At 48.4% G+C, this 21,103-nt stretch carries 17 protein-coding genes; 10 read left to right on the top strand and 7 right to left on the bottom strand.

Annotated features, from left to right (window positions below):
* Positions 1 to 264: 264 nt before the first annotated feature.
* Together ACMXI2_RS13180 and ACMXI2_RS13185 are read right to left on the bottom strand one after the other, a co-directional pair.
* On the bottom strand, positions 265 to 1,287 hold the full coding sequence (locus ACMXI2_RS13180) for a serine hydrolase domain-containing protein (RefSeq protein WP_483782026.1): 1,023 nt from the start codon (positions 1,285 to 1,287) through the stop codon (positions 265 to 267).
* Between the two features lies 1 nt (position 1,288).
* Positions 1,289 to 2,044, bottom strand: coding sequence for an SGNH/GDSL hydrolase family protein (locus ACMXI2_RS13185; RefSeq protein WP_483782027.1), 756 nt, complete (start codon positions 2,042 to 2,044; stop codon positions 1,289 to 1,291).
* A 215-nt stretch (positions 2,045 to 2,259) separates the two neighbouring features.
* Between ACMXI2_RS13185 and ACMXI2_RS13190 the strand changes: the two genes are divergently transcribed.
* The 9 genes from ACMXI2_RS13190 to ACMXI2_RS13230 all read left to right on the top strand — a co-directional run bounded on the left by ACMXI2_RS13190 (position 2,260) and on the right by ACMXI2_RS13230 (position 15,891).
* On the top strand, positions 2,260 to 5,388 hold the full coding sequence (locus ACMXI2_RS13190; RefSeq protein WP_483782028.1) for a SusC/RagA family TonB-linked outer membrane protein: 3,129 nt from the start codon (positions 2,260 to 2,262) through the stop codon (positions 5,386 to 5,388).
* Between the two features lie 24 nt (positions 5,389 to 5,412).
* Positions 5,413 to 6,894: a RagB/SusD family nutrient uptake outer membrane protein gene (locus tag ACMXI2_RS13195; protein WP_483782029.1), complete on the top strand. Its 1,482-nt coding sequence runs from the start codon at positions 5,413 to 5,415 to the stop codon at positions 6,892 to 6,894.
* 105 nt (positions 6,895 to 6,999) lie between these two features.
* Positions 7,000 to 9,696: a c-type cytochrome gene (locus tag ACMXI2_RS13200; protein WP_483782030.1), complete on the top strand. Its 2,697-nt coding sequence runs from the start codon at positions 7,000 to 7,002 to the stop codon at positions 9,694 to 9,696.
* Positions 9,697 to 9,727: 31 nt separating this feature from the next.
* Positions 9,728 to 10,792, top strand: a complete 1,065-nt coding sequence (locus tag ACMXI2_RS13205; protein ID WP_483782031.1) for an aldose 1-epimerase family protein — start codon at positions 9,728 to 9,730, stop codon at positions 10,790 to 10,792.
* Positions 10,793 to 10,809: 17 nt separating this feature from the next.
* Positions 10,810 to 12,009: a class I mannose-6-phosphate isomerase gene (locus ACMXI2_RS13210; RefSeq protein ID WP_483782032.1), complete on the top strand. Its 1,200-nt coding sequence runs from the start codon at positions 10,810 to 10,812 to the stop codon at positions 12,007 to 12,009.
* A gap of 18 nt (positions 12,010 to 12,027) precedes the next feature.
* Positions 12,028 to 13,068 carry a sugar phosphate isomerase/epimerase family protein gene (locus ACMXI2_RS13215; protein WP_483782033.1) on the top strand — a complete coding sequence of 347 codons (1,041 nt, stop codon included), beginning with the start codon at positions 12,028 to 12,030 and terminating at the stop codon, positions 13,066 to 13,068.
* A gap of 27 nt (positions 13,069 to 13,095) precedes the next feature.
* On the top strand, positions 13,096 to 14,247 hold the full coding sequence (locus ACMXI2_RS13220; protein ID WP_483782034.1) for a Gfo/Idh/MocA family protein: 1,152 nt from the start codon (positions 13,096 to 13,098) through the stop codon (positions 14,245 to 14,247).
* Between the two features lie 83 nt (positions 14,248 to 14,330).
* Positions 14,331 to 15,122: a 3-keto-disaccharide hydrolase gene (locus ACMXI2_RS13225; protein WP_483782035.1), complete on the top strand. Its 792-nt coding sequence runs from the start codon at positions 14,331 to 14,333 to the stop codon at positions 15,120 to 15,122.
* A gap of 241 nt (positions 15,123 to 15,363) precedes the next feature.
* On the top strand, positions 15,364 to 15,891 hold the full coding sequence (locus ACMXI2_RS13230) for a 5' nucleotidase, NT5C type (protein WP_483782036.1): 528 nt from the start codon (positions 15,364 to 15,366) through the stop codon (positions 15,889 to 15,891).
* Here ACMXI2_RS13230 and ACMXI2_RS13235 read toward each other — a convergent pair whose 3' ends face one another.
* From ACMXI2_RS13235 to ACMXI2_RS13245, 3 genes are read right to left on the bottom strand one after another with little or no spacing between them, the layout of a single operon-like run.
* The gene (locus tag ACMXI2_RS13235) at positions 15,892 to 16,572 is read right to left on the bottom strand and encodes an ABC transporter ATP-binding protein (RefSeq protein WP_483782037.1); all 681 of its coding nucleotides are present in this window, start codon (positions 16,570 to 16,572) and stop codon (positions 15,892 to 15,894) included.
* A 1-nt stretch (position 16,573) separates the two neighbouring features.
* Positions 16,574 to 17,833, bottom strand: a complete 1,260-nt coding sequence (locus tag ACMXI2_RS13240; protein WP_483782038.1) for an ABC transporter permease — start codon at positions 17,831 to 17,833, stop codon at positions 16,574 to 16,576.
* Positions 17,830 to 18,909: an efflux RND transporter periplasmic adaptor subunit gene (locus ACMXI2_RS13245; RefSeq protein WP_483782039.1), complete on the bottom strand. Its 1,080-nt coding sequence runs from the start codon at positions 18,907 to 18,909 to the stop codon at positions 17,830 to 17,832. Before ACMXI2_RS13245 ends, ACMXI2_RS13240 begins: the two co-directional genes overlap by 4 nt.
* Before the next feature lie 130 nt (positions 18,910 to 19,039).
* Between ACMXI2_RS13245 and ACMXI2_RS13250 the strand changes: the two genes are divergently transcribed.
* A complete protein-coding gene (locus ACMXI2_RS13250; RefSeq protein ID WP_483782040.1) occupies positions 19,040 to 19,588 on the top strand; it encodes a pyridoxamine 5'-phosphate oxidase family protein in 549 nt (182 codons plus the stop codon).
* Positions 19,589 to 19,592: 4 nt separating this feature from the next.
* Here ACMXI2_RS13250 and ACMXI2_RS13255 read toward each other — a convergent pair whose 3' ends face one another.
* Both ACMXI2_RS13255 and ACMXI2_RS13260 read right to left on the bottom strand, forming a co-directional pair.
* Positions 19,593 to 20,621: an LLM class flavin-dependent oxidoreductase gene (locus ACMXI2_RS13255; RefSeq protein WP_483782041.1), complete on the bottom strand. Its 1,029-nt coding sequence runs from the start codon at positions 20,619 to 20,621 to the stop codon at positions 19,593 to 19,595.
* 87 nt (positions 20,622 to 20,708) lie between these two features.
* A complete protein-coding gene (locus tag ACMXI2_RS13260) occupies positions 20,709 to 21,089 on the bottom strand; it encodes a PH domain-containing protein (protein ID WP_079472041.1) in 381 nt (126 codons plus the stop codon).
* Between the last annotated feature and the right edge of the window lie 14 nt (positions 21,090 to 21,103).

The following is a 21,103-nucleotide window of genomic DNA, read 5'->3' on the forward strand; positions in this document are numbered from 1 at the left end:
ACAAAAATATAAAAATATTATATAACAAAGAAAAAGGCATCCCGGCTATGCCAGGATGCCTTTAACGCCAAAGCGTTAACAGATTCTCTAATGGAGCCGCCCGGGTTAAACTAAATTAACCTTAGGTGTCCATGAATATTCTGTAGATAGCATGAATACCTCCTTTTCTTTGGTGAGTAATGAAACTACAACAAAATATCTGAATAAGAAAACGTTACAACAAAAAAATAACATATCACCGCAGCGGAATTATGTAAATAGCTGTTATTGCTTCTTTATAACAGTTGGTAATAATATTTCGCGGATGCTTCTTTCAAAGAAATAAGCCCTGGGTATATCTTTTTCGCTGTAGCCGGCGTTCTCCATAACAACAAGACTGGCACGGGTTGCCGGATAGTAGAAATTGATGAGCGTAAATCCCATCTCCGGCATATACCCGGTGTGTCCCATCTCCTGCTTATCGTCGCTTACCACAATACCATAGCCGGTTCCTATAGACCCGTATACGGTGTGCTGCCGGTGTTCCCAAACATGCGTCATCAACTGGTAGCTGCTGTCTTTCAGTAACTTTCCGCCATACAATAGTTCATTCCAGCGTACCAGGTCGCGGGCAGTGGATACCACGCCCGCACCAGCATAGTGCCAGTCTGGTATAGTATCGGTGCTTGCTTCCAGGCCACCAGACGGTGTTTCCCGGTAGCCCTTTACTGCTGGTATATGGCCGGTGATACCGGAGTGCGTCATGCCGGATTTTTTAAACAAGGCAGCTGCCAACTCCGTATAGGGCTTACCGGTAGTACGTTCCAGTACGGATTTCAGCAGCGAATAACCGAAGTTGGAATAAGCGTATTTTGTTCCGGGACGGAAAGCCAGCGGCGCATCAAACCACACCACGCCGGAAGTGTGATTGAGCAACTGGTGGATGGTAATGCTGTCTGCCCAGCTATCTTTTATTTCCGGGAGATAGGAATGCAATGTTTGCTGTAGTTGGATACGTCCTTTTTCCACTTCTTGCAATACCATTACGGCCGTTATTTGCTTGGTAACGGACATAATGATAAACGGGTCGTTGATGTTCAGCGCCTGCTTTGTTTCGCGGTTGGCGAAGCCATAGCTTTTGGCGTACAGCGTTTTCCCGTTTTGTGTAATCAGCACTACCCCGTTGAACGGGCGGGGACTTTTGATCGTTAACAGGGAATCCAGCCTGGCGGAAAGTGATTGCTGTGCGGTAACCAATCCCGTTGCCAATGCCAGGATGCCGGTAAGAATGAATGAACGGGTTGTCAATTTATCTCTTTTTTAATGCGATGGCTATTGCTTTTTCCGCCAGTGGCCCCATCACGAGGTAGCCAGCTTTGTTCGGGTGTACACCGTCAGATGTCAGGTCGGCTTTCAGCCCTTTTCTTTCATCGGCCATTGCAGTGTAATAGTCCAGGTATACGCAGTTGTTTTTGGCGGCATAGTTTTTAAGACGCTCATTCAGGTCGGCAATCTTCCCAACCGGCTCCAGTCCTTTGCGCCATGGATAATCAAACGCTGGTATTACGGACGACAACACCACCCTGATACCATTTGCCTTAGCCAGTTCCGCCATCGATACAATGTTACCAAAAATTGTTTCCACCGGGGTATAGCCGGTATTCCCCGCGATATCGTTGGTGCCCGCGAGGATCACTACTACTTTCGGTTTCAGGTTGATGACATCCGGGCGGAAGCGGATCAGCATTTGTGGCGTGGTTTGCCCGCTGATGCCCCGGTTGATATAGGGTTTGCCTTCAAAAAACTCCGGGTTCAGGCTTCCCCATCCGATGGTAATGGAATTTCCCATAAATACCACCCGCTGTTCGCCCGGTTTGGGCGCGCCCACCTGGGCGTTGGCTTCCTGGAAACATTTTAAACAGGCCCAGTCCTGTTTCATCAGTTCTTCGCGTTGCTTCTTTTCTTTTGCGGCGGCATCAGCGTCCGTGGTATTCTGTGCAAAAGCCGTAGTGCCCAATATGGCAAACAGGGCTACCAGTTTCAGGCTTTTTCTGTTCATGATCATACATCAGATTTTTAACTGTCTGCATTTTAGTAAATGCAGTGGAAAGTAGCAATATTTTCCGGCTTTTACAAACGCCTCTTTCATAACAGTTAACACGCCCTGATACAGGACAGTACAGGACAGTACAGGACGCAACAGGACAGGAATGTATTATTCTTCCGCTAAATTTATTTCCGTAAAGTAATGCCGTTTCATCAAACCAAATTCCACTCGTTATGATCAGAACTTCTATCCTTTATCAAAAAGGATCTTCCTGCCTCGCACGTTTTGGCTTCACTTGTTCTGCCTTGTTATTCATCAGCACTTTCACCTATGCACAAAAGAATAACGTTGGCGGCCAGGTAACAGATGCCGGAACGGGCTCGCCGCTTCCCAGTGTAACCGTTGGCGTTAAAGGCACCGGCCAGGGTGCATTCACTGATGCGAATGGCAGATATACCATTTCCGCCGGCCCGTCCGACTCTCTTGTTTTTAGCATAATCGGTTATGCAAGCAAAACTTATCACGTGGGTACCCGTACCCGCATCAGCGCACAGCTGGAACCAAGCAATAAAGTACTTAACCAGGTAGTGGTAGTAGGTTATGGTACACAACAGAAAAAAGATGTAACAGGATCTGTTGGCATTGTTACCATGAGGAACATTAAAGACATGCCTGTTGCCGGTCCGGATCAGGCACTGGCCGGCCAGATTGCCGGTATCCAGGTGAGTACCTCCAATGGTATTCCCGGTGGCGGTCCACAGGTGCAGGTACGCGGCATCGGCGCAGTGGGCGCAGGCAGCCAGCCACTATATGTGGTAGATGGTTATCCGCTGGCGTCTTCTTCCGACCAGGTATCAGATCCTATGAACGCTATTAACCCGCAGGATATTGAATCTATGGCGGTGTTGAAAGATGCTTCCGCTACCGCTATTTATGGTTCCAGGGGCGCTAACGGCGTGGTACTGATCACTACCAAACGAGGCACCTCCGGCCTTCCCCGGGTACAGCTCTCTGCCAATTACGGTATCCAGTCTATCCCGGACAAAGGACGCCCTAACCTGATGAACGGACAGGAATTTGCCCAGTTCAGAAAAGAAGCGATTGAAGATAATATCCGTTTTACCGAGCACCGGGAACCAACGGATGCAGACATACCGGAAATTTACCGCCATCCTGAACTGATCGGCAAAGGTACCGACTGGTTTGACGCCATTACACGTACCGCGCCCATGCAGGATATTAACCTGAGCGTAAGTGGCGGTACCGATAAAATCAGGACTTATGTCTCCGCAGGTTATTACAACCAGGATGGGGTGATCATCAACTCAGGCTACAGACGTTTTACCGTAAGGGCCAATGTAGACGCTAATCTTTCAGACAGATTTAAAGTAGGCTTCAACGTGGCCCCTTCATATACCACCCGTAAGGGCAACACTAACGGTGAAGGCCGCGAAGGCGTTTTTGGTATTGCCAGTCCGATAGAGCCTATCTATAAAGCAGATGGCAGCTATAATGAATATATCCAGAGCCCGGGTACTTTTGGTCTTCCTAACCCGGTAATGATGCTCAATGAGGTAACCAACAGATCCAAGAGCACCCGGATTCTTTTTAATACCTACGGAGAATATGAAATTATAAAGAACCTGAAATTTAAATCCACCTTCAACGTAGATTACCAGGAAGGAAGCAGCGAATACTTCCGGCCCTCCACCATTGGTAGTACCAATGCTGCACCGCCAAGTATTCCTTCCGGAGGCTACATCAGCGGAAACTATCTGAACTGGCTGAATGAAAATACGCTCACTTATCAGTACAACAGCAGCAACGGGCATGCTATTACCGGATTGCTGGGATACAGTGTGCAATCACAGAAGGAACAAAATGTGGGTATCAATGCAGCCAACTTCCCGGATGATGATATCAAAACCATCAACGGTGCAGCTACCCTTACCAATAATCCTGATGTAACTGATAAAACAGAATGGGCATTATTGTCTTACTTAGCCAGGGTAAATTATGCTTATAAAGATAAATACCTGGTAACGGCTACTGTGAGAAGTGATGGTTCTTCCCGCTTTGGTCCCAACAACCGCTGGGGTACGTTCCCGTCTGTAGCTTTGGGGTGGCGTGTTTCACAGGAAGATTTCATGAAGTCGTCCCGTGTATTCAGCGACCTGAAAATAAGGGCTTCCTATGGCTTCTCCGGGAACTTCAATATCGGTAACTACACCTACATGAGCAGCATCGGTACCAGCGATTATGTACTGGGCGGAGCGCTGAATGGTGGCCGTGTAATGAACACGCTCGGCAATCCAAATCTTGGATGGGAAAGAATGCGTGAATTAAATATAGGCGTTGACGTTGGTTTGCTGAAAGACCGCATCTACCTGACTATCGATGCCTATAAAAGAAATACACAGGACCTGCTGTTAAACGTAGAAGTACCGCAGTCCAGCGGCTTTACTACCGTAACTGAAAACAGTGGCGATATGGAAAACAAGGGACTGGAAATCGGCATTTCTTCCCGTAACATAGAAACTAAATCTTTTACCTGGACCACTAACTTTAACATTGCCTTCAACCGCAACAAGGTGCTGGCATTGGGAAAAGACAATGCCCCTATCTATTCCGGCAACAGCAGTGAAGGTAATCCCACCAATGTGAGCATCATAGGCCAGCCGCTGGCTATGCTGTACGGATATGTATTTGACGGCATTTACCAGAACCAGGGAGAAGTAGATAAAGGCCCGGCTTTCCCCGGCGCTATTCCCGGCAATATCCGCTTCAAGGATATCAACGGCAACGGGGTGATCAATCCGCGGGAAGACTTTGCGATCATCGGTAATCCTTACCCCGACTTCAACTGGGGCTTAACCAATATCCTGAATTACAAAAAATTTGATCTGCGTGTATTGGTAGTGGGCTCTATGGGCGCCGACCGTTTACATGCCACCAATGATTACAATGGTAACATTGATGGTGTATTTAATGTACGGAAAGATGTAGCTAACAGGTGGAGATCTGAATCCAATCCAGGCAATGGCAAAGTGCCTACCACCAATGGTTCCGGCCGTGGCAGGGTAATGTATCGCGACGTAAGCTCACTGACTGTAGAGAAAAACAATTATGCATGGGTGAAAAATATCACGCTGGGCTATGCCCTTCCGAAGATGGGATTTGTGGAAAGTGCCAGGGTATATGTAAGTGTGCAGAATGCCATCCTGTTTACCAACTACAGCGGCAACCCTGAAGTAACCAACTACATGGGCAAGGGCGGAAGCGGCGCACTGGTACCTGGTATCGACTATTCCAGTTACCCGGTTCCAAGAATTTACTCACTGGGCGCCAATCTCTCCTTTTAATTCAGTCAAAAAAAGAATAGCAACATGAAAACGAAGATACCTTTTATCGCGCTGCTTGCGATCGCACTGAATGGATGTAACAACATGCTGGATGTAAAGCCAAATTCCTTTTCCAGCGGATCTAACTATTATACTACCGAAGCACAGGTGCTCCGTGCCGTGAACGGCTGCTACGGCGTATTGCAGGAATTTTATACCGGCGACTACTGGGCGATGGCTGAAATGAGGGCGGATAATACCAACTACCAGTATGATGCAGGCGACCGTGGCGCACAACAACGGGAGGAGATCGATGAATTCCTCATCACTCCCACCAATAACTACGTGAATAATGTATGGACACAGATATACAGAAACATACAGCAATCCAACGTGATCATTACCCGTATTGATGGCGTTAAATTTTCCAACGAAGCAACTAAAAAACAGTATCTCGGTGAAGCTAAATTCCTCCGGGCCTTGTACTACTTTCACCTGGTGCGCCTTTTTGGCGGTGTGCCACTGCTGGTGAAAGAAGTGGCCAGCCCGGATGAAGCTTCCACCCCGAAGAAAGCAACGGTAGAAGAAGTATATGCCCAGATCATTGCAGATGCCACAGAAGCCGCAGCCAATCTGCCGGCCAGCTTCTCCGGCGGAGATATTGGCCGTGCTACCAAAGGCGCAGCATTAACCTTGCTCGGAGAAGTATACCTGACGATGAAAGATTATCCAAAGGCAGTAACTACCCTTCAACAGGTAACCACACTGAACTATTCACTGGTAGATAATTATGCAGATAATTTTGATCCGGCGAAGAAGAACAATTCAGAATCTATTTTTTCAGTACAGTACAACTCCGGCATCGAAACAGAAAGTAGCAACTACATTTTCAACTTCGGTCCACGCAACGGTAAAAAAGATCTGACCGGCTTCAATGGTAACCTGGGCGGCGTAAACATGCCTACTCCCAGTATTGTAAACGCGTATGAAGCAAAGGATAAAAGAAAGGATGCATCCATTTTTATGTATTCCAGTCCTACCAATGCCGCTTTTGCAGAATCAATCGCCTTTGGCGGTAAATTACCGCTCATCCGGAAATTCTATCATCCGCCATATGCACTTGATGGTCGTGCGAATGAAAACTGGCCCGTGTACCGCTACTCCCAGGTATTGCTGATGTTGGCAGAAGCGATCAACGAAACCGGTACCGGTAATCCACTGCAGTATATCAACCCCGTACGCCAACGCGCAGGGCTGGATCCTTTACCTGCTTTGGCCAAGGGCGCTTTCCGCGATACCGTTTTCCACGAGGTGCGTGTAGAACTCGCCTTTGAAGACAATCGCTGGTACCAGTTATTACGCACCGGCAAAGCCGTTTCCGTAATGACCGCCCACGGTATAGAAGAAAAGAAAAGGCTGACCAGGCTCAGCCCAGCTTCATATAACATACAGCCGCGCGAGTTATTATTTCCAATTCCTGAAAGAGAAATCAGGCTGAATGGATTTGAACAAAACACCGGCTGGTAAAAAAAGTTAGAAAAAACGGGAAAACGTTTACTATATTACTACAGCTATAGTAAACGTTTTCCCATATCAATAGTATCAACTCAGGAACCTATTCAAGATTATATTATGACCACGTCACGTAAAAGAGCTTTCCCGCTGCTGTTGCTGGTTTCCACCGTTCTGATGACCGGTGTGGCCTGTAATAACGGAAACGACTCAACGTCAGAGCCAAAGCTAACCGGCAATCCGAAAATCGATGCCCTGAAATTACCTGATAATTTTAAGGCAGAGCGGTTGTACAGTCCGGGCGACAACAAGCAGGGCTCCTGGGTATCTATGACCTTTGACACCAAAGGCCGCATGATCGTGTCCGATCAGTATGGTTTTCTTTACCGGTTGCAACTCCCTGCCGTAGGAGAAGATTCTGCCAAACTGAAAATTGAACAACTCAGGATCGGCAATGATACTTCTACACAAAAAGTATCTATGGGCTATGCACAGGGATTGCTGTATGCCTTCAACAGCCTGTATGTAATGGTGAATCACAACAGTGATGAGCGTTTCGACAAAGGCAGCGGATTGTATCGTTTACAGGATACCAACGGCGATGATCAGTTTGATAAGATCACGCTGCTGAAGGCGCTGGATGGCGAAGGAGAACATGGCCCACACAGCATTGTATTATCTCCGGATAAAAAATCCATCTATGTGATCGCCGGTAATTTTACCAAAATTCCGGAGATGAATAACTACAAGGCGCCTCCATCGTGGAACATCGATAACGTATTACCATTTATCAAGGACCCTAACGGTCACGACAATACGGTGAATACACATGGCGGATGGATTGCGCATATCGATTCTACCGGTACCAACTGGGAACTCATCAGCTCCGGCTACCGTAATCCTTTCGATCTTACTTTTAATGATGCCGGTGATATGTTCACCTACGATTCAGATATGGAATGGGATTTTGGCACTCCCTGGTACCGCCCTACCCGCATCTGCCAGGTAACCAGCGGCAGTGAATACGGATGGCGCCCGGGTACAGAGAAATGGTCTCCGGCCTATCCCGATAACTTACCACCATTACTGAACATTGGCCAGGGCTCCCCTACCAACCTGATCTATGGCGGCAATGCAAAGTTCCCGGAGAAATACCGCAAGTCATTATTTGCGTTCGACTGGAGCTTTGGCATCATCTACGCCATCAGTTTGCAGCCGGATGGCGCCTCCTACAGAGCAGGTGCAGAAGAGTTCCTGTCTGGTTCACCACTGCCGTTAACGGATGGTGTGATTGGTCCCGACGGTGCATTGTATTTCCTGACGGGTGGCCGCAGACTGGAGTCTGACCTCTATCGTGTATATTATAAAGACAATAAAGAAGATAACGAACCTTTGGCGGTGACTCCTCCAACAGAAGGCGCTAACATCCGCAAACAGCTGGAAGCCTACCACGGCGGTGCAAAAGAAGGAGCCGTTGACTTTGCATGGCCTTACCTGAAAAACAGTGATCGCTTCATCCGCTTTGCAGCAAGGATAGCGATAGAAAATCAACCGGTGAGTCAATGGCAGAACAGGGTGTTACAGGAGAAAGATCCTGAAACACTGATCCAGGGAACCATAGCGCTGGCGCGTCAGAGCAAGGAAGATGTGAAGAAATTACTGCTGCCGCAACTGATGACGATCAACTATGCGCAGTTGTCGCCTTCCCAGCAGATTGACCTGTTGCGTGCTTTTGAGCTGGTGTTTGTACGTATGGGTAAACCCGATGCAGAACAATCGGCGCAAATAGCCGCCTACCTTGATCCGCAGTATCCCGCCAGCACCAATGATCTGAACAGGTCGCTGAGTAAAGTACTGGTATACATCAATGCGCCCAATGCCGTAGAAAAAACAATGGCATTGCTGGCCAATGCCAAAGATGATACCGCTGCTGCTAAAACTGCCATGAAATCCGCTGACCTGATCATGCGTAATCCGCAGTATGGACTGGACATTGCCGGTATGTTATCTAAAATGCCACCATTACAGCAAACCTGGTATGCAACGGTATTAAGCCAGGCGAAAAGCGGCTGGACACCTGAATTACAGGAACAGTATTTCAATTGGTTTTACAATGCTTTCACCTATAAAGGCGGACATAGTTTTATTGGCTTTATCAATACCGCCAGGAAAAATGCGTTAGCTAATGTGCCGAAAAAAGAGTTTGCACACTTCAACAAGATTTCCGGCGACTCGCTGTTAAACAGTGGTGGTAACCTCGCGGCTGGCTTTGCGCAACCCAAAGGCCCGGGCAGAAGATGGACCGTAGAAGAGGCACTTAAAATAGTGGACAGCTCTACTACTACCAAGCGTGATTTTGAACAGGGACGGGCAATGTTTGCCACGGCGTTGTGCAGCTCCTGTCATGGTATGCGCGGCGAAGGCGGCGTAGCCGGACCGGATCTAACGCAGTTGGGTACACGTTTTTCCAGTAAAGATATTCTCGAAGCAATTATTGAACCCAGCAAAACCATCTCCGACCAATATGAAGCCACCGTGTTTTCTTTAAAGAACGGCAGCTCCGTAGTAGGACGACTCGTAAGCCAGGACAAAGATAAGTATGTGATTTCCCAGAACCCTTTTGCTACACAGGACCAGCGGGAGCTGCTGAAGAAAGAGGTAACCGGAACAAAAGCATCCAAAGTTTCTGTGATGCTGCCGGGATTAATTAACCGTCTTAATGAAGATGAGCTGAGGGATTTAATGGCCTATCTGAAATCCGGCGGCAATAAACAGGATTCTGTTTTCCTTGCTTCCAAGCAACTGGGTCGTAAATAATATTTTTTCCCGGAAGATAAATAACGCGTGGATGGCATTTAATAATCAGTCGTGGCAACATAAACTCTCGAATCATTTTCAACTGGGAGGTATAGAAACGGCGGTGCTGGACAATGGCCCCGGAAGGGGCGCCCGCATCGCCTGGATCAATACCGGTACCGGGTTACGTTATAAGGTGGTCATCGACCGGGCTATGGATATTGCGGATGCCTTTTATCATCAGCATAGCCTGGCCTGGTTAAGTCATGGCGGTATTACTGCCCCCACGCGGGGGGCGAACAAGGGTTTGGACTGGCTCCAAACCTTTGGCGGTGGATTGATAACCACCTGCGGGCTGATGCATGCGGGCGGTCCGGAAACCGATGAATATGGAGAACGCGGCCTGCACGGGCCTATCAGTAATACGCCTGCTGAAATTGTGTCCATCATACAACCCGACCCTGTGGCCGGGCAGATGGAAATGAGCATTACCGGGATCATGCTGCAAACCAGCGTGCTCGGTCCCAAGCTGATGCTGAAACGTACCATTTCCGGTACGCTGGGTAAGGCGGAGATCCGGGTGCATGATGAAGTGATCAACAGGGGCAATATCACTTCGCCGCATATGTTGTTGTATCATTTCAATTTCGGGTGGCCGCTGGCAGATGAGGGTGCGGATATCTGCTGGAAGGGGAACTGGGTTCCCAGGGAAGGCAATCCGGATCATATTTTTAATGCGGATCACAATTATAAAAAATGCCTTGCTCCGCTGGACAGTCATGCCGGTGGCGGCGAAGAGGCCGCCATCATTGATCCCGTGGCAGATGCCGGCGGGTGGTGTACCTGTGGTGTACACAACGCTGCACTGCAACTGGCATTTTCGCTGCGGTTTAAAAAAGCGCAGTTGCCGGTGCTTACCAACTGGCAGCACTGGGGTAAAGCCGAATATGTGATGGGGCTGGAACCCGGCACCCATCCGCCTACGGGGCAGGCAAAAGCCCGCAGGGAAGGGACGCTGCTTTTTATGGAACCGGGCGAACGCCGCGAATATGAATTGCAGATAAACCTGTTGCATACCAACGAAGACATCAAATCATTTCTCACTGATCTTTTATAATCATCATTTTAAAGCTCATGGAAAAAACAAGCTTAGCAGAAAAAGCACTCGAACAGGGACAAGGGATTCTCCGACTGGCGCCAAACTGGGTACCCAGATCATTTTGTGTGCCAGGACGGCGGATCAAATTACACCCGGACGATTATTACGTACTGGGAGGCGAACGTGGCGGCATCGACGAACGTTGGCTGTCGTCCACCACTCCGGCGAAGAACGGCCCTTTAACAGGCGAAAATGAGGGTTTAAGCATGGTGGTCGTAAATGATGGTAGCGGCACACAACAATTTTTACTGAAAGATGCCATCAGCGAATTAAAGGATAAACTGATCGGGAAACGTTTATGGGATACCTATGGCGCATGGCCGATGTATTCCAAGTTCTTTGATAACATGGGACCGCTCCCCCACCATATTCATCACAACGATGAAAAGGCAGCGCTGATCGGACAGGCCGGCAAGCCCGAAGCCTATTACTTTCCGCCGCAGCTGAATAATCATGGCGGTGATTTCCCTTATACTTTCATGGGTATTGCTCCTGGCACCACCCGCGAACAGATTAAGGAATGCCTGGTGAATTTTACCAAAGGCGACAATAAGATCACGAACTACTCACAGGCTTACAAGCTGGAACCCGGTACCGGCTGGGATGTTCCGCCGGGACTGCTGCATGCGCCGGGTAGTTTGTGTACTTACGAACCACAGAAAGCCTCCGATGTATTTGCCATGTACCAGTCGCTCGTAAACGAAGCCATCGTTCCTGAAGTACTGCTCTGGAATGGTACGCCCAAAGAAAGCATCGGCGATTATGATGCCCTCATGGACGTGATCGACTGGGAGCTGAACGTAGATCCTAACCAGTTCCAGAATCGCTTTATGCCGCCTAAAACAGCGGCTAACGGGGAAGGTTATACGGAAAACTGGGTATGTTATAAATCAGATGCTTTCAGCGCCAAAGAACTGACTGTAGCGCCCGGCGCAACGGTAGTTATTAAAGACAGTGCCGCGTATGGTATTATCCTGATGCAGGGACATGGCAAAATGGGTGTGTGGGATATTGATACGCCCGCGCTGATCCGCTACGGGCAGTTAACCAACGATGAGTTTTTTATCAGCGAAGCAGCGGCTACTGCAGGAGTGAAAATTGTAAACCACTCTGCTACCGATCCGATTGTAATGCTGAAGCATTTTGGTCCGGGTAATCCCGACCTCGTGTTATAACCTGTTAAAAGCTACGTTATGAAAAATAATAATTATCCAAAACTGCACAATGCCACCTGGCCGGGCATTGTAGGAAAAGGAGATGGTGCAGAGCCCATCATTCCGTTTGATACGCTGTTGGAAATGACGGCTAACGCAGCAGTGAACGGCGTTAAGTTTGATGGTATCGACATCGGGTTGTTTGACCCGCATGTATCCGCAAACAGCTCAGACGATGACCTGAAAAGACTGGTAGAAAAAGTAGCTTCCTATAACCTGGAGATAGGCAGCCTCGTGGCGCCGATCTGGCCTCCCAGCGGCGGTTCCGCAATGGGCAGCAAAGAAGACAGGGCAAAATTTGTAGAGCAGGTGCGGAAGTCGTGCCACGTAGGCAAACGGCTCCGCGACCTCGGCATCCGGCCTAACGGCGTAGTACGCATCGACTCCGCCTGCAGTCCGGAAGACTGGTCCAAAGATCCCGCAGGCAACACAAAACTGATTGCGCAAACCTTCCGGGAAGCCTGTGACGTAGCCGCTGACTATGGCGAGCAACTCGCCGCAGAAGGTGAAATCTGCTGGGGTGGCATGCATAGCTGGAAAGCAATGCTGGATACCCTGGAGGCTGTAGACCGCCCCAACATCGGGTTCCAGGCCGATATGTCGCATACGTTCCTGTACCTGCTGGGGTATAACAGCCCGGAAGACAGGATACTGCCGGCAAACTTTGAGTGGAGCGACCGCGAAGCCATCAAAGCAGGGCTCCGGAAACTTACACATGCCCTTCGTCCGTGGATGATCGATTTCCATGTGGCGCAGAATGATGGCACCGTGCACGGCACCGGCTCGCACGATAAAACCGGCCGTCACTGCCTGGCTACTGATCCCAACGGGAAACTGAATATTGCAGAAGATGCCGGCTTCTGGCTGCGCGACGACAAAGGCGAACTGACGAAGGCAGTAAAACATATCTGCTGGGATGGCTGTATGTTCCCCAATGCCGTGATGACCCAGGTCAAAACCTGGAACGATATCCTTGCCGCCATGATCGCTGTAAGACAGCAACACGGCTGGCAGGAATAGTTTTTTAATTAATAATCCGTGACAACTATGACAACAAAGAAAGAACTGAGGATAGGATTAATAGGCTGTGGTTTTATGGGCAGAACCCACTCCAACGGCTACCTGCGTGTGAAAAATTTCTTCCCGGAGCTGGCCTTTCAGCCGGTGCTGAAAGCAGTATGTTCCCGCACAGAAAGTAAGGCCCAAGCATTTGCAGCGCAATGGGGATATGAATCCGTGGAAACGGACTGGAAAGCCCTCATTGCACGCGATGATATAGACGCAGTAGACATTTGTACGCCTAACGACAAGCACGCTGAAATAGCCATTGCGGCAGCTGCAGCGGGCAAAATGATCCTCTGCGAAAAACCGCTGGCACGTACGCTGGAAGAGTCGGCCGGGATGGTTGACGCTATTGAAAAAGCAGGCGTGCCCAATACCGTGTGGTACAACTACCGCCGGTTGCCGGCTGTTACCCTCGCCAAACAGATTATTGACTCCGGCAAGCTGGGGCGCATTTTTCACTACCGCGCCAACTTCCTGCAGGACTGGACCATTAACGCCAACCTGCCACAGGGCGGCGAAGGATTGTGGCGCATGGATGCAGACGTAGCCGGTTCAGGCGTTGTGGGCGACCTGCTTTCCCATTGCATTGACACCGCGTTGTGGCTGAACGGCAGCATCACTACCGTAACCGCCATGACCGAAACCTTTGTAAAAGAACGCATGCATCAGCTCACCGGCAAAGTAGAGAAGGTAAACATCGATGATGCCTGCTCCTTCCTGTGCCGCTTCAGCAACGGCTCTCTCGGGCTCTTTGAATCAACGCGCTATGCACGCGGACATAAAGCCTTATATACGTTTGAAATCAACGGCGAAAATGCTTCCATCCGCTGGGATCTGCATGACCTGAACCGGCTGGAATACTTTGATAACGCCGACGCCTCTACGGTGCGTGGATGGCGCTCTATCCATGTAACAGACGGCGATCAGCCATATATGGATAAATGGTGGGTACCCGGGCTGGGCATCGGCTACGAACATTCCTTTGTACACCAGGTAGCGGATTTTCTGAAAAGCCTGGAAACCGGTACGCCCTGTTCTCCCACCTTTAAGGAAGCGCTGGAAACGCAAAAAGTATGTGAGGCCGTACTCGATTCTGCCGCTTCCGGTTCCTGGAAAGATACCAATGCTGCCTAACTACCGGTAACGGTTATACGCATCATGCTTACTATCTCCACCGGATATACGAAAAAATATCAAACACTATTAAAATATCAATTATGCTGAAAAGAACCAGTGCGTTCCTTATTCCGTTGGCCGCAGCCGGCCTGCTGTTTACCACGGCCAGTTGCCAGAACGGCGTGAGTAAAACAGGCGACAGCCACACCGGCGATAGCACAGGTACCGATAAAGGCTTTGTACAGATCTTTGATGGTAAAACACTGAACGGATGGATAGGCGACTCTATCCACTGGCGGGCAGAAAACGGTCATATTGTTGGCGAAGTAACGCCTGAAACGTTACTAAAAACCAACACCTTCCTCATCTGGCAGGGCGATCAGCCTGCTGACTTTGAACTCACCTGTGAATTCAAAATCACCAGCGGCGGCAACAGCGGCATCAACTACCGCAGCGTAATGGTAGAGAATGTACCACATGCACTGAAAGGATACCAGGCCGATATTGATGGCGCTAACCGCTACACCGGTCAGAATTACGAGGAAAGAGGCCGTACCACCCTGGCCTACCGCGGACAGAAAACAACCATTCCTGAAGCAACCGACTCGCTGAAAAACGGCGTGAAGAATAACGCCTGGAGTGCCGCTGTTGTTACCGGCTCACTCGGCAGCTCTGATTCACTGCAAACGCTTATTAAAAGCGAAGACTGGAATAAATGCCGGCTCGTTGTAAAAGGCAATCACCTCCAGCACTATATCAACGATGTGCTGATGAGCGATGTAACCGACAACGACACGGTGAACGGAAAAACCAAAGGATTGCTGGGCGTACAGGTACATGTAGGTCCGCCTATGAAAGTGGAATACCGCGATATTAAGCTGAAACAGCTTTAGACGCGGGGTTTGTCTTTCTCAGGATTACGCTGATTATACTGATTTGCTTGATTTGACTTTTTGGGATTTTATAAGGATTTAAAATGATTCGGGGAGATATAAGCGAAAATATCCGCTTATATCTCCCCGAATCACTTAAAATCCAAAAGGTCAAATCAAGCAAATCAGTATAATCAGCGTAATCCTGGGAAAGACAACCTCCGCGCTTTTTATTATATTAGCTGCACAAAAACAGGAAACAATGCAGTTATCTATTGCCATCGACATGGACGAAACCATTGCAGACCCAATCAAAAAAGCCAGGACATGGTATTACAGAGACTATGGTAAAACATTTACTACCGAGGAATTGCACGGCAAAACACTATCGGATATCCTGCCGGAAGAGCACAAAGCGAAGATTAAGGAATACCTGAATACGCCCGGCTTTTTCCGCGACCTGGAAATATTCCCGAATGCAGTGGAAGTAATAAAAGAGCTGAATAAAAAATATAAATTGTATATCGTATCCGCAGCTATGGAGTTCCCCACTTCGCTGAAAGACAAATACGACTGGCTGCAGGAACATTTCCCCTTTCTTGACTGGCGGCAGTATTGCCTGTGCGGCGATAAATCTATCGTACAAACCGATATCATGATAGATGACCTGATCCGCAATTTCAGCAATTTCAAAGGCAGGCCGTTGTTGTATCACGGGCATCATAACATACATGTAGAGGGCTATGAGCGGATCATGAACTGGGAAGATGCAGCGAAGAAATTGCTGTAGTTACTGCCTGATAATCCGTCCGTCTTCCATTTCAATAATGCGGTTGGTATTTTCCGCAAATTCCGGGTCATGCGTTACAATGAGCAATGTTTGCTGGTATTGTAACGATAGTTCCTGGAAGATATCGAACACAAGCTGACCGTTTTTCTTATCCAGGTTGCCGGTGGGCTCATCCCCCATTATAATGGCGGGATCATTGATCAGTGCGCGGGCAATGGCCACCCGTTGCTTTTGTCCGCCCGACAACTGGTTAGCGTTCTTTAATGCCAGCTCGTCGATATGCAGCATTTTAAGCCGCTCCATAGCGCGGTGCTCTGTTTCCTGTTCCGAATACTGGTTCAGCTTCAAACCGGGCAGCATCACGTTCCTGAGCACACTGAATTCGTTCAGCAGATAATGGAACTGAAATACGAAACCAATCTTTTCATTCCGGATGCGGGCCAGTTGCTTTTCTTTCTGGTTGGTAACCAGCTGCTGATCGATCCATAGCTGTCCTTCGTAATCGGTATCCATAGTGGAAAGAACGTAAAGCAAGGTGGATTTTCCGCACCCTGACTTGCCTACCACCGAAACAAATTCTCCTTTATTGACAGACATGCTCACGTCGTTCAGTACCGGTATGGTTACCGGGTCGTGAAACGACTTGTTGATATGACTGGCCTGCAGAATAACCTCGCTCATCTTATTTTCCTCTTATGATAACAACAGGATCTACCTTGCTGGCTTTCCTTGCGGGGAAGTAACCTGCAAAGTAAGTGGTGACCAATGAAAATATGGCGCCTATAGAATAATAGGCCGGATTATAATTCACGGGGAAGGTAGTGATAGTAGGCAACGCCGCTGTGCGAAACGGGATCTGATCAATGATAACAGATAGTCCGAATCCGAGAAACAGCCCTGCCACACCGCCGAACAAACCAATGCTCAGGGCGATCACAATAAAAATGCGGTTCACATCACTACCGCAAAAGCCGGTGGCTTTCATAATAGCAATAGCATCCATTTTTTCATAGATCATCATATTCAGGATATTATAGATCCCGAAACCGGCCACAATCAACAGGGTGATGCCTACTGAGTATGAAATCAGTGTTCTGATAAAGCTACCGGTTTCAAACTGTGAATTAGCGGTTTGTATATCTTCTGTATCGGCCTGGAACAGCGCACCATACTCTTTCGCCACAGCGGGCGCCATATTCAGATCAGTGAGTTTTACCTGGATATCTGTGAGATAATTATTAGGCTTTCCCAATAGTTTTTGCGCGGTACTGATAGAAGTGTAGCATTGTACCTTGTCGAAATCCTGTAACCCCGACTGGAAGTAGCCTACTACTTTCAGCGGCATGATATCGCCCTGCGAAGTAGTGACCTGTACTACATCTCCGGGATCTGCCAGTAATTTTTCCGCTACGCCTTTTCCGAGGATGATGCTGTTGGGTACATTTTTCAGATCGATGGGTTTGCCTGTAATGATGTATTCATTAAAATGAAACAGGGTACTTTCCGACTGCACATCAATCCCGTTAATAACACCGGTAATATCTATAGTACCGGCGTTAAAGAAAACAGGCGCAATAATTTTCGGGGCAACACCTGTTACCCTGTTATCTTTTTTCAGCATCTCCAGGATAGCGGCGCTGTTATATATTTCCTGGCGCCCGCTGGCAGACTTCACGGATTTAATAAAGTTATGCGATTGTTTGTATTCGCCGGAAAGATTGACAGGCTGATATTTGCTGGGTTTAATATCATTGTAGATGCGTACATGCGGTGTTCTGTTGAGTATCAACCCGTCGAGCAAACCATTGAGCCCTGTCATGAAGCTCAGTAAAGCTATGAACATGGTGATACTGAAGGTAACGCCCACTGCCGCCACCAGCGTTTGTCTCCAGCGCGCCTTCATCAGGGAGAATGATATACTGAAAATCAGTTTGTAGTTCATGGCGCAGGTTTCATGATAACATTGGCCGTTGTAAGACCTCCCAGGATCTCTACTTTCTGATAGTCTTTCAGGCCCGTTACTACTTTCTTCTTCTCCTTATTTTCCAGCATTACATAATCATCTTCCAATAAAAAACTCCTCGGGATGACCAATGCTTTTTCTTTTGTTTGAATAACGATATTCGCCTCCAGTGTCATGTTGGGATAAATGACCGGTGGCTGTTTTACGAAAGCGGCATCGATGGTGAAGGACCGCGAGCGTTCATTCATGATGGGATATATTTTTTCCACGCTTGCTTCAAAGGCTTGTCCTTTGTAGCTGTCGAGCGTAATAAATACTTTTTGTCCCAACCGGATGCGGGCAATATCGTATTCATCGGCCTGCAGCTCCAGGTAAAAGTTACCTGCCTCGCCAATAACGGCCACGGGGCTTTGAGTATTTGCCATCTCTCCTGTTTTTTTCAGGAGGCTGTATACCTTGCCGTCGATATCACTCCTCACAGTATAATCACTGTTTTGTGTAGCGCTGATTTCGAGGTTCTTACCGGACTGCTTTGCAGCGAAGTTCAATTGTTTCCGCAGATCGTTGTACTTATACAAAGCGATGTTGTAGGAAGTCAGCGAACTTTTGTAAGCCAGTTCTGCCTGTTCCACCTGGTGCAGGCTACCGATCTGTTGTTCCCATAGCCGGCGTTGGCGGACCAGTAAAAGCGAATCATTATTGAGTTTTATTTTAGTAAGATCGATGTTGACCTTTAGCTCGTTTAACTTTTCTGTATTGGCACTCACAGCGGCGTAGGCAGCAGAAAGGGCGGCGTTTTCCGTATTTAGTTTCGCAGTTTCATTCAGCACATGGATAATGGCATCTCCCTTCTTTACCGTATCTCCTTCTGTAACCGGAATGCTAACGATCAACCCGTTTACTTTGGAAAATACCTGGTACTGGCGGCGGCTTTTAATGATGCCGGAAGCGTACACGGATTCAGTGATATTTTCAACCACCGGGTGTGTCTTTTCCCATTTACTTTTGCAGGAAGACAATATAAGGAGGAGCAAGAGAATTTTAATTGCCTTCATGTAGTATGTTTTTCCTGCCCGAATGTTACGGGCAGTGCTTCACTGGTAGTTTACAATCTACAAATGTACGGCATCTGTCCGTAAAAAGTTCGTACCTTTCTGTATGGACTACGCTTAAATACCACTTTATATGGGAAAGTTTTTTGACGATATCAGGACCGTACACCAGGACTTTATTGCTGCGCAGAAATTGTTTTTTGTAGCCTCCGCGCCGTTGAGTGACCAGGGCCATGTAAACCTTTCGCCCAAAGGGCTCGACAGTTTCAGGGTGCTTTCTCCCACCCGCGTAGCCTACCTCGATATTGTGGGCAGCGGAAATGAAACCTCCGCGCATCTCCGGGAGAATGGCCGTATTACCTTTATGTTCTGTGCCTTCGACGGACCGCCCAATATTTTGCGTTTATACGGTAAAGGCTATACGGTATTACCGGGTGATCCGGAATGGCCGGAGCTATCGGCACTGTTTACATTGTTGCCTGCCACCCGCCAGATCATTGTGGCGGATATCCACAAAGTACAAACCTCCTGCGGCTTTGGCGTTCCGTTATATGAATACACCGGGGAGCGGGATCATGCCGCCAAATGGGCGGAAAAGAAAGGTCCCGAAGGACTGGAAGCCTACAAAGCAGAGAAGAACCTGGTGAGTATGGACGGATTGCCTACCGGACTGGGGGCTTAGCCATTTAACCGGGATTCACCAGCGGAATGATGTACTTACCGATCAATTCAATGGACTTCAGCAATTTTTCATGGGATAACCCTGCGTTATCCATTTGAAAAGTAATCCTGGAGATGCCTCCCAGCGCTTCGCTGTGGCGGAGGATCTTTTCTGCTACTTCCTCAGGGCCGCCTACCAGCAAGGCGCCGGTGGGGCCTATCTGTGCATCGAACTGCGCGCGTGTTACCGGAGGCCATCCTCTCTCTTTTCCAATCCTTGTAAAAGTTTCGGCGTAGCCGGGGAAATAGTCGCTCACGGCCTGTTGCTTATTTTCCGCAACATACCCCAACGAATGCACGCCTACGGTTAACTTATCGGGAGAATGTCCGGCTTTTCTGCCGGCTTCCCTGTAGAGGTCTACCAACGGGCGGAAACGGTGCGTTTCCCCTCCTATAATGGCTACCATGAGTGGCAATCCCAACGTACCTGCACGCGCAAACGATTGTGGGGTGCCGCCTACCCCAAGCCAAATGGGCAATGGGTGCTGCACCGGGCGCGGATAAATAGCAATATTATTAAGTGCCGGCCGGAAACGGCCTTTCCAGGTAACCACTTCATGATCACGGATATTCAGGAGCAGGTCCAGTTTTTCGATGAAGAGCGCATCATAATCCTGGAGGCTATAACCAAAAAGCGGGTATGCTTCTATAAAGGAACCGCGGCCCACTACCATTTCGGCGCGGCCACGGGAAATAATATCCAGTGTGGCGAAATTCTGAAACACCCTTACCGGATCGGCGGCACTGAGTACGGTTACCGCACTGGAAAGACGGATATGTTTTGTGCGGGCTGCTGCAGCCGCCAGGATAACGGTGGGTGCTGAATCCAGGAATTCCTTCCGGTGATGTTCACCGATGCCAAATACATCCAGCCCTGCCTGATCGGCCATCGCAATCCTCTCCAGCAGATCTGCCATTTCATCCATATTGCTTTCTGCGGCCGGCTTATTGTTTAAACCGTTGGTGGCGGCAAAGCTATCTATTCCTACTTCCATGATCAATTCTTTTAGCGATGTTAAATATAAACAATTAAAAAAGCCACCATTGGTGGCTTCGATATGATAAACGCTTTAATAAGAAACTTAGTTCAACACATAATGCGCCAGTACCTTCTGTACTTCGTATACGTCCACCGATTTGCTGAATTGCTTTTTGATACTCGGCAGTTCTTCACCGGAGATCCAGATCTTCAGTTCTGCATCCAGTTCAAAAGTACCGGCTGTTTCCACGCTGAACCTGGAAATGCTTTTATAGGAGATACTGCGGTATTCTGTTTTACTGCCGGTAAGTCCCTGCTTATCGATCAGGATAAGACGTTTATTGGTAAATATAAAAGTATCCCTGATCAGCTTAAAACCCAGTTCTACCCGCTCTGAATCGAGCAGAAGCTTGCCATAATCTTTCGTCAACTGCTCCTGGCTAACGGTGGCTGCGTTGCCAATAAGACCTGAAAAAAATCCCATATAAAAATTACGTT

This window comes from Chitinophaga sp. G7 BAM 1005, from assembly GCF_057126945.1.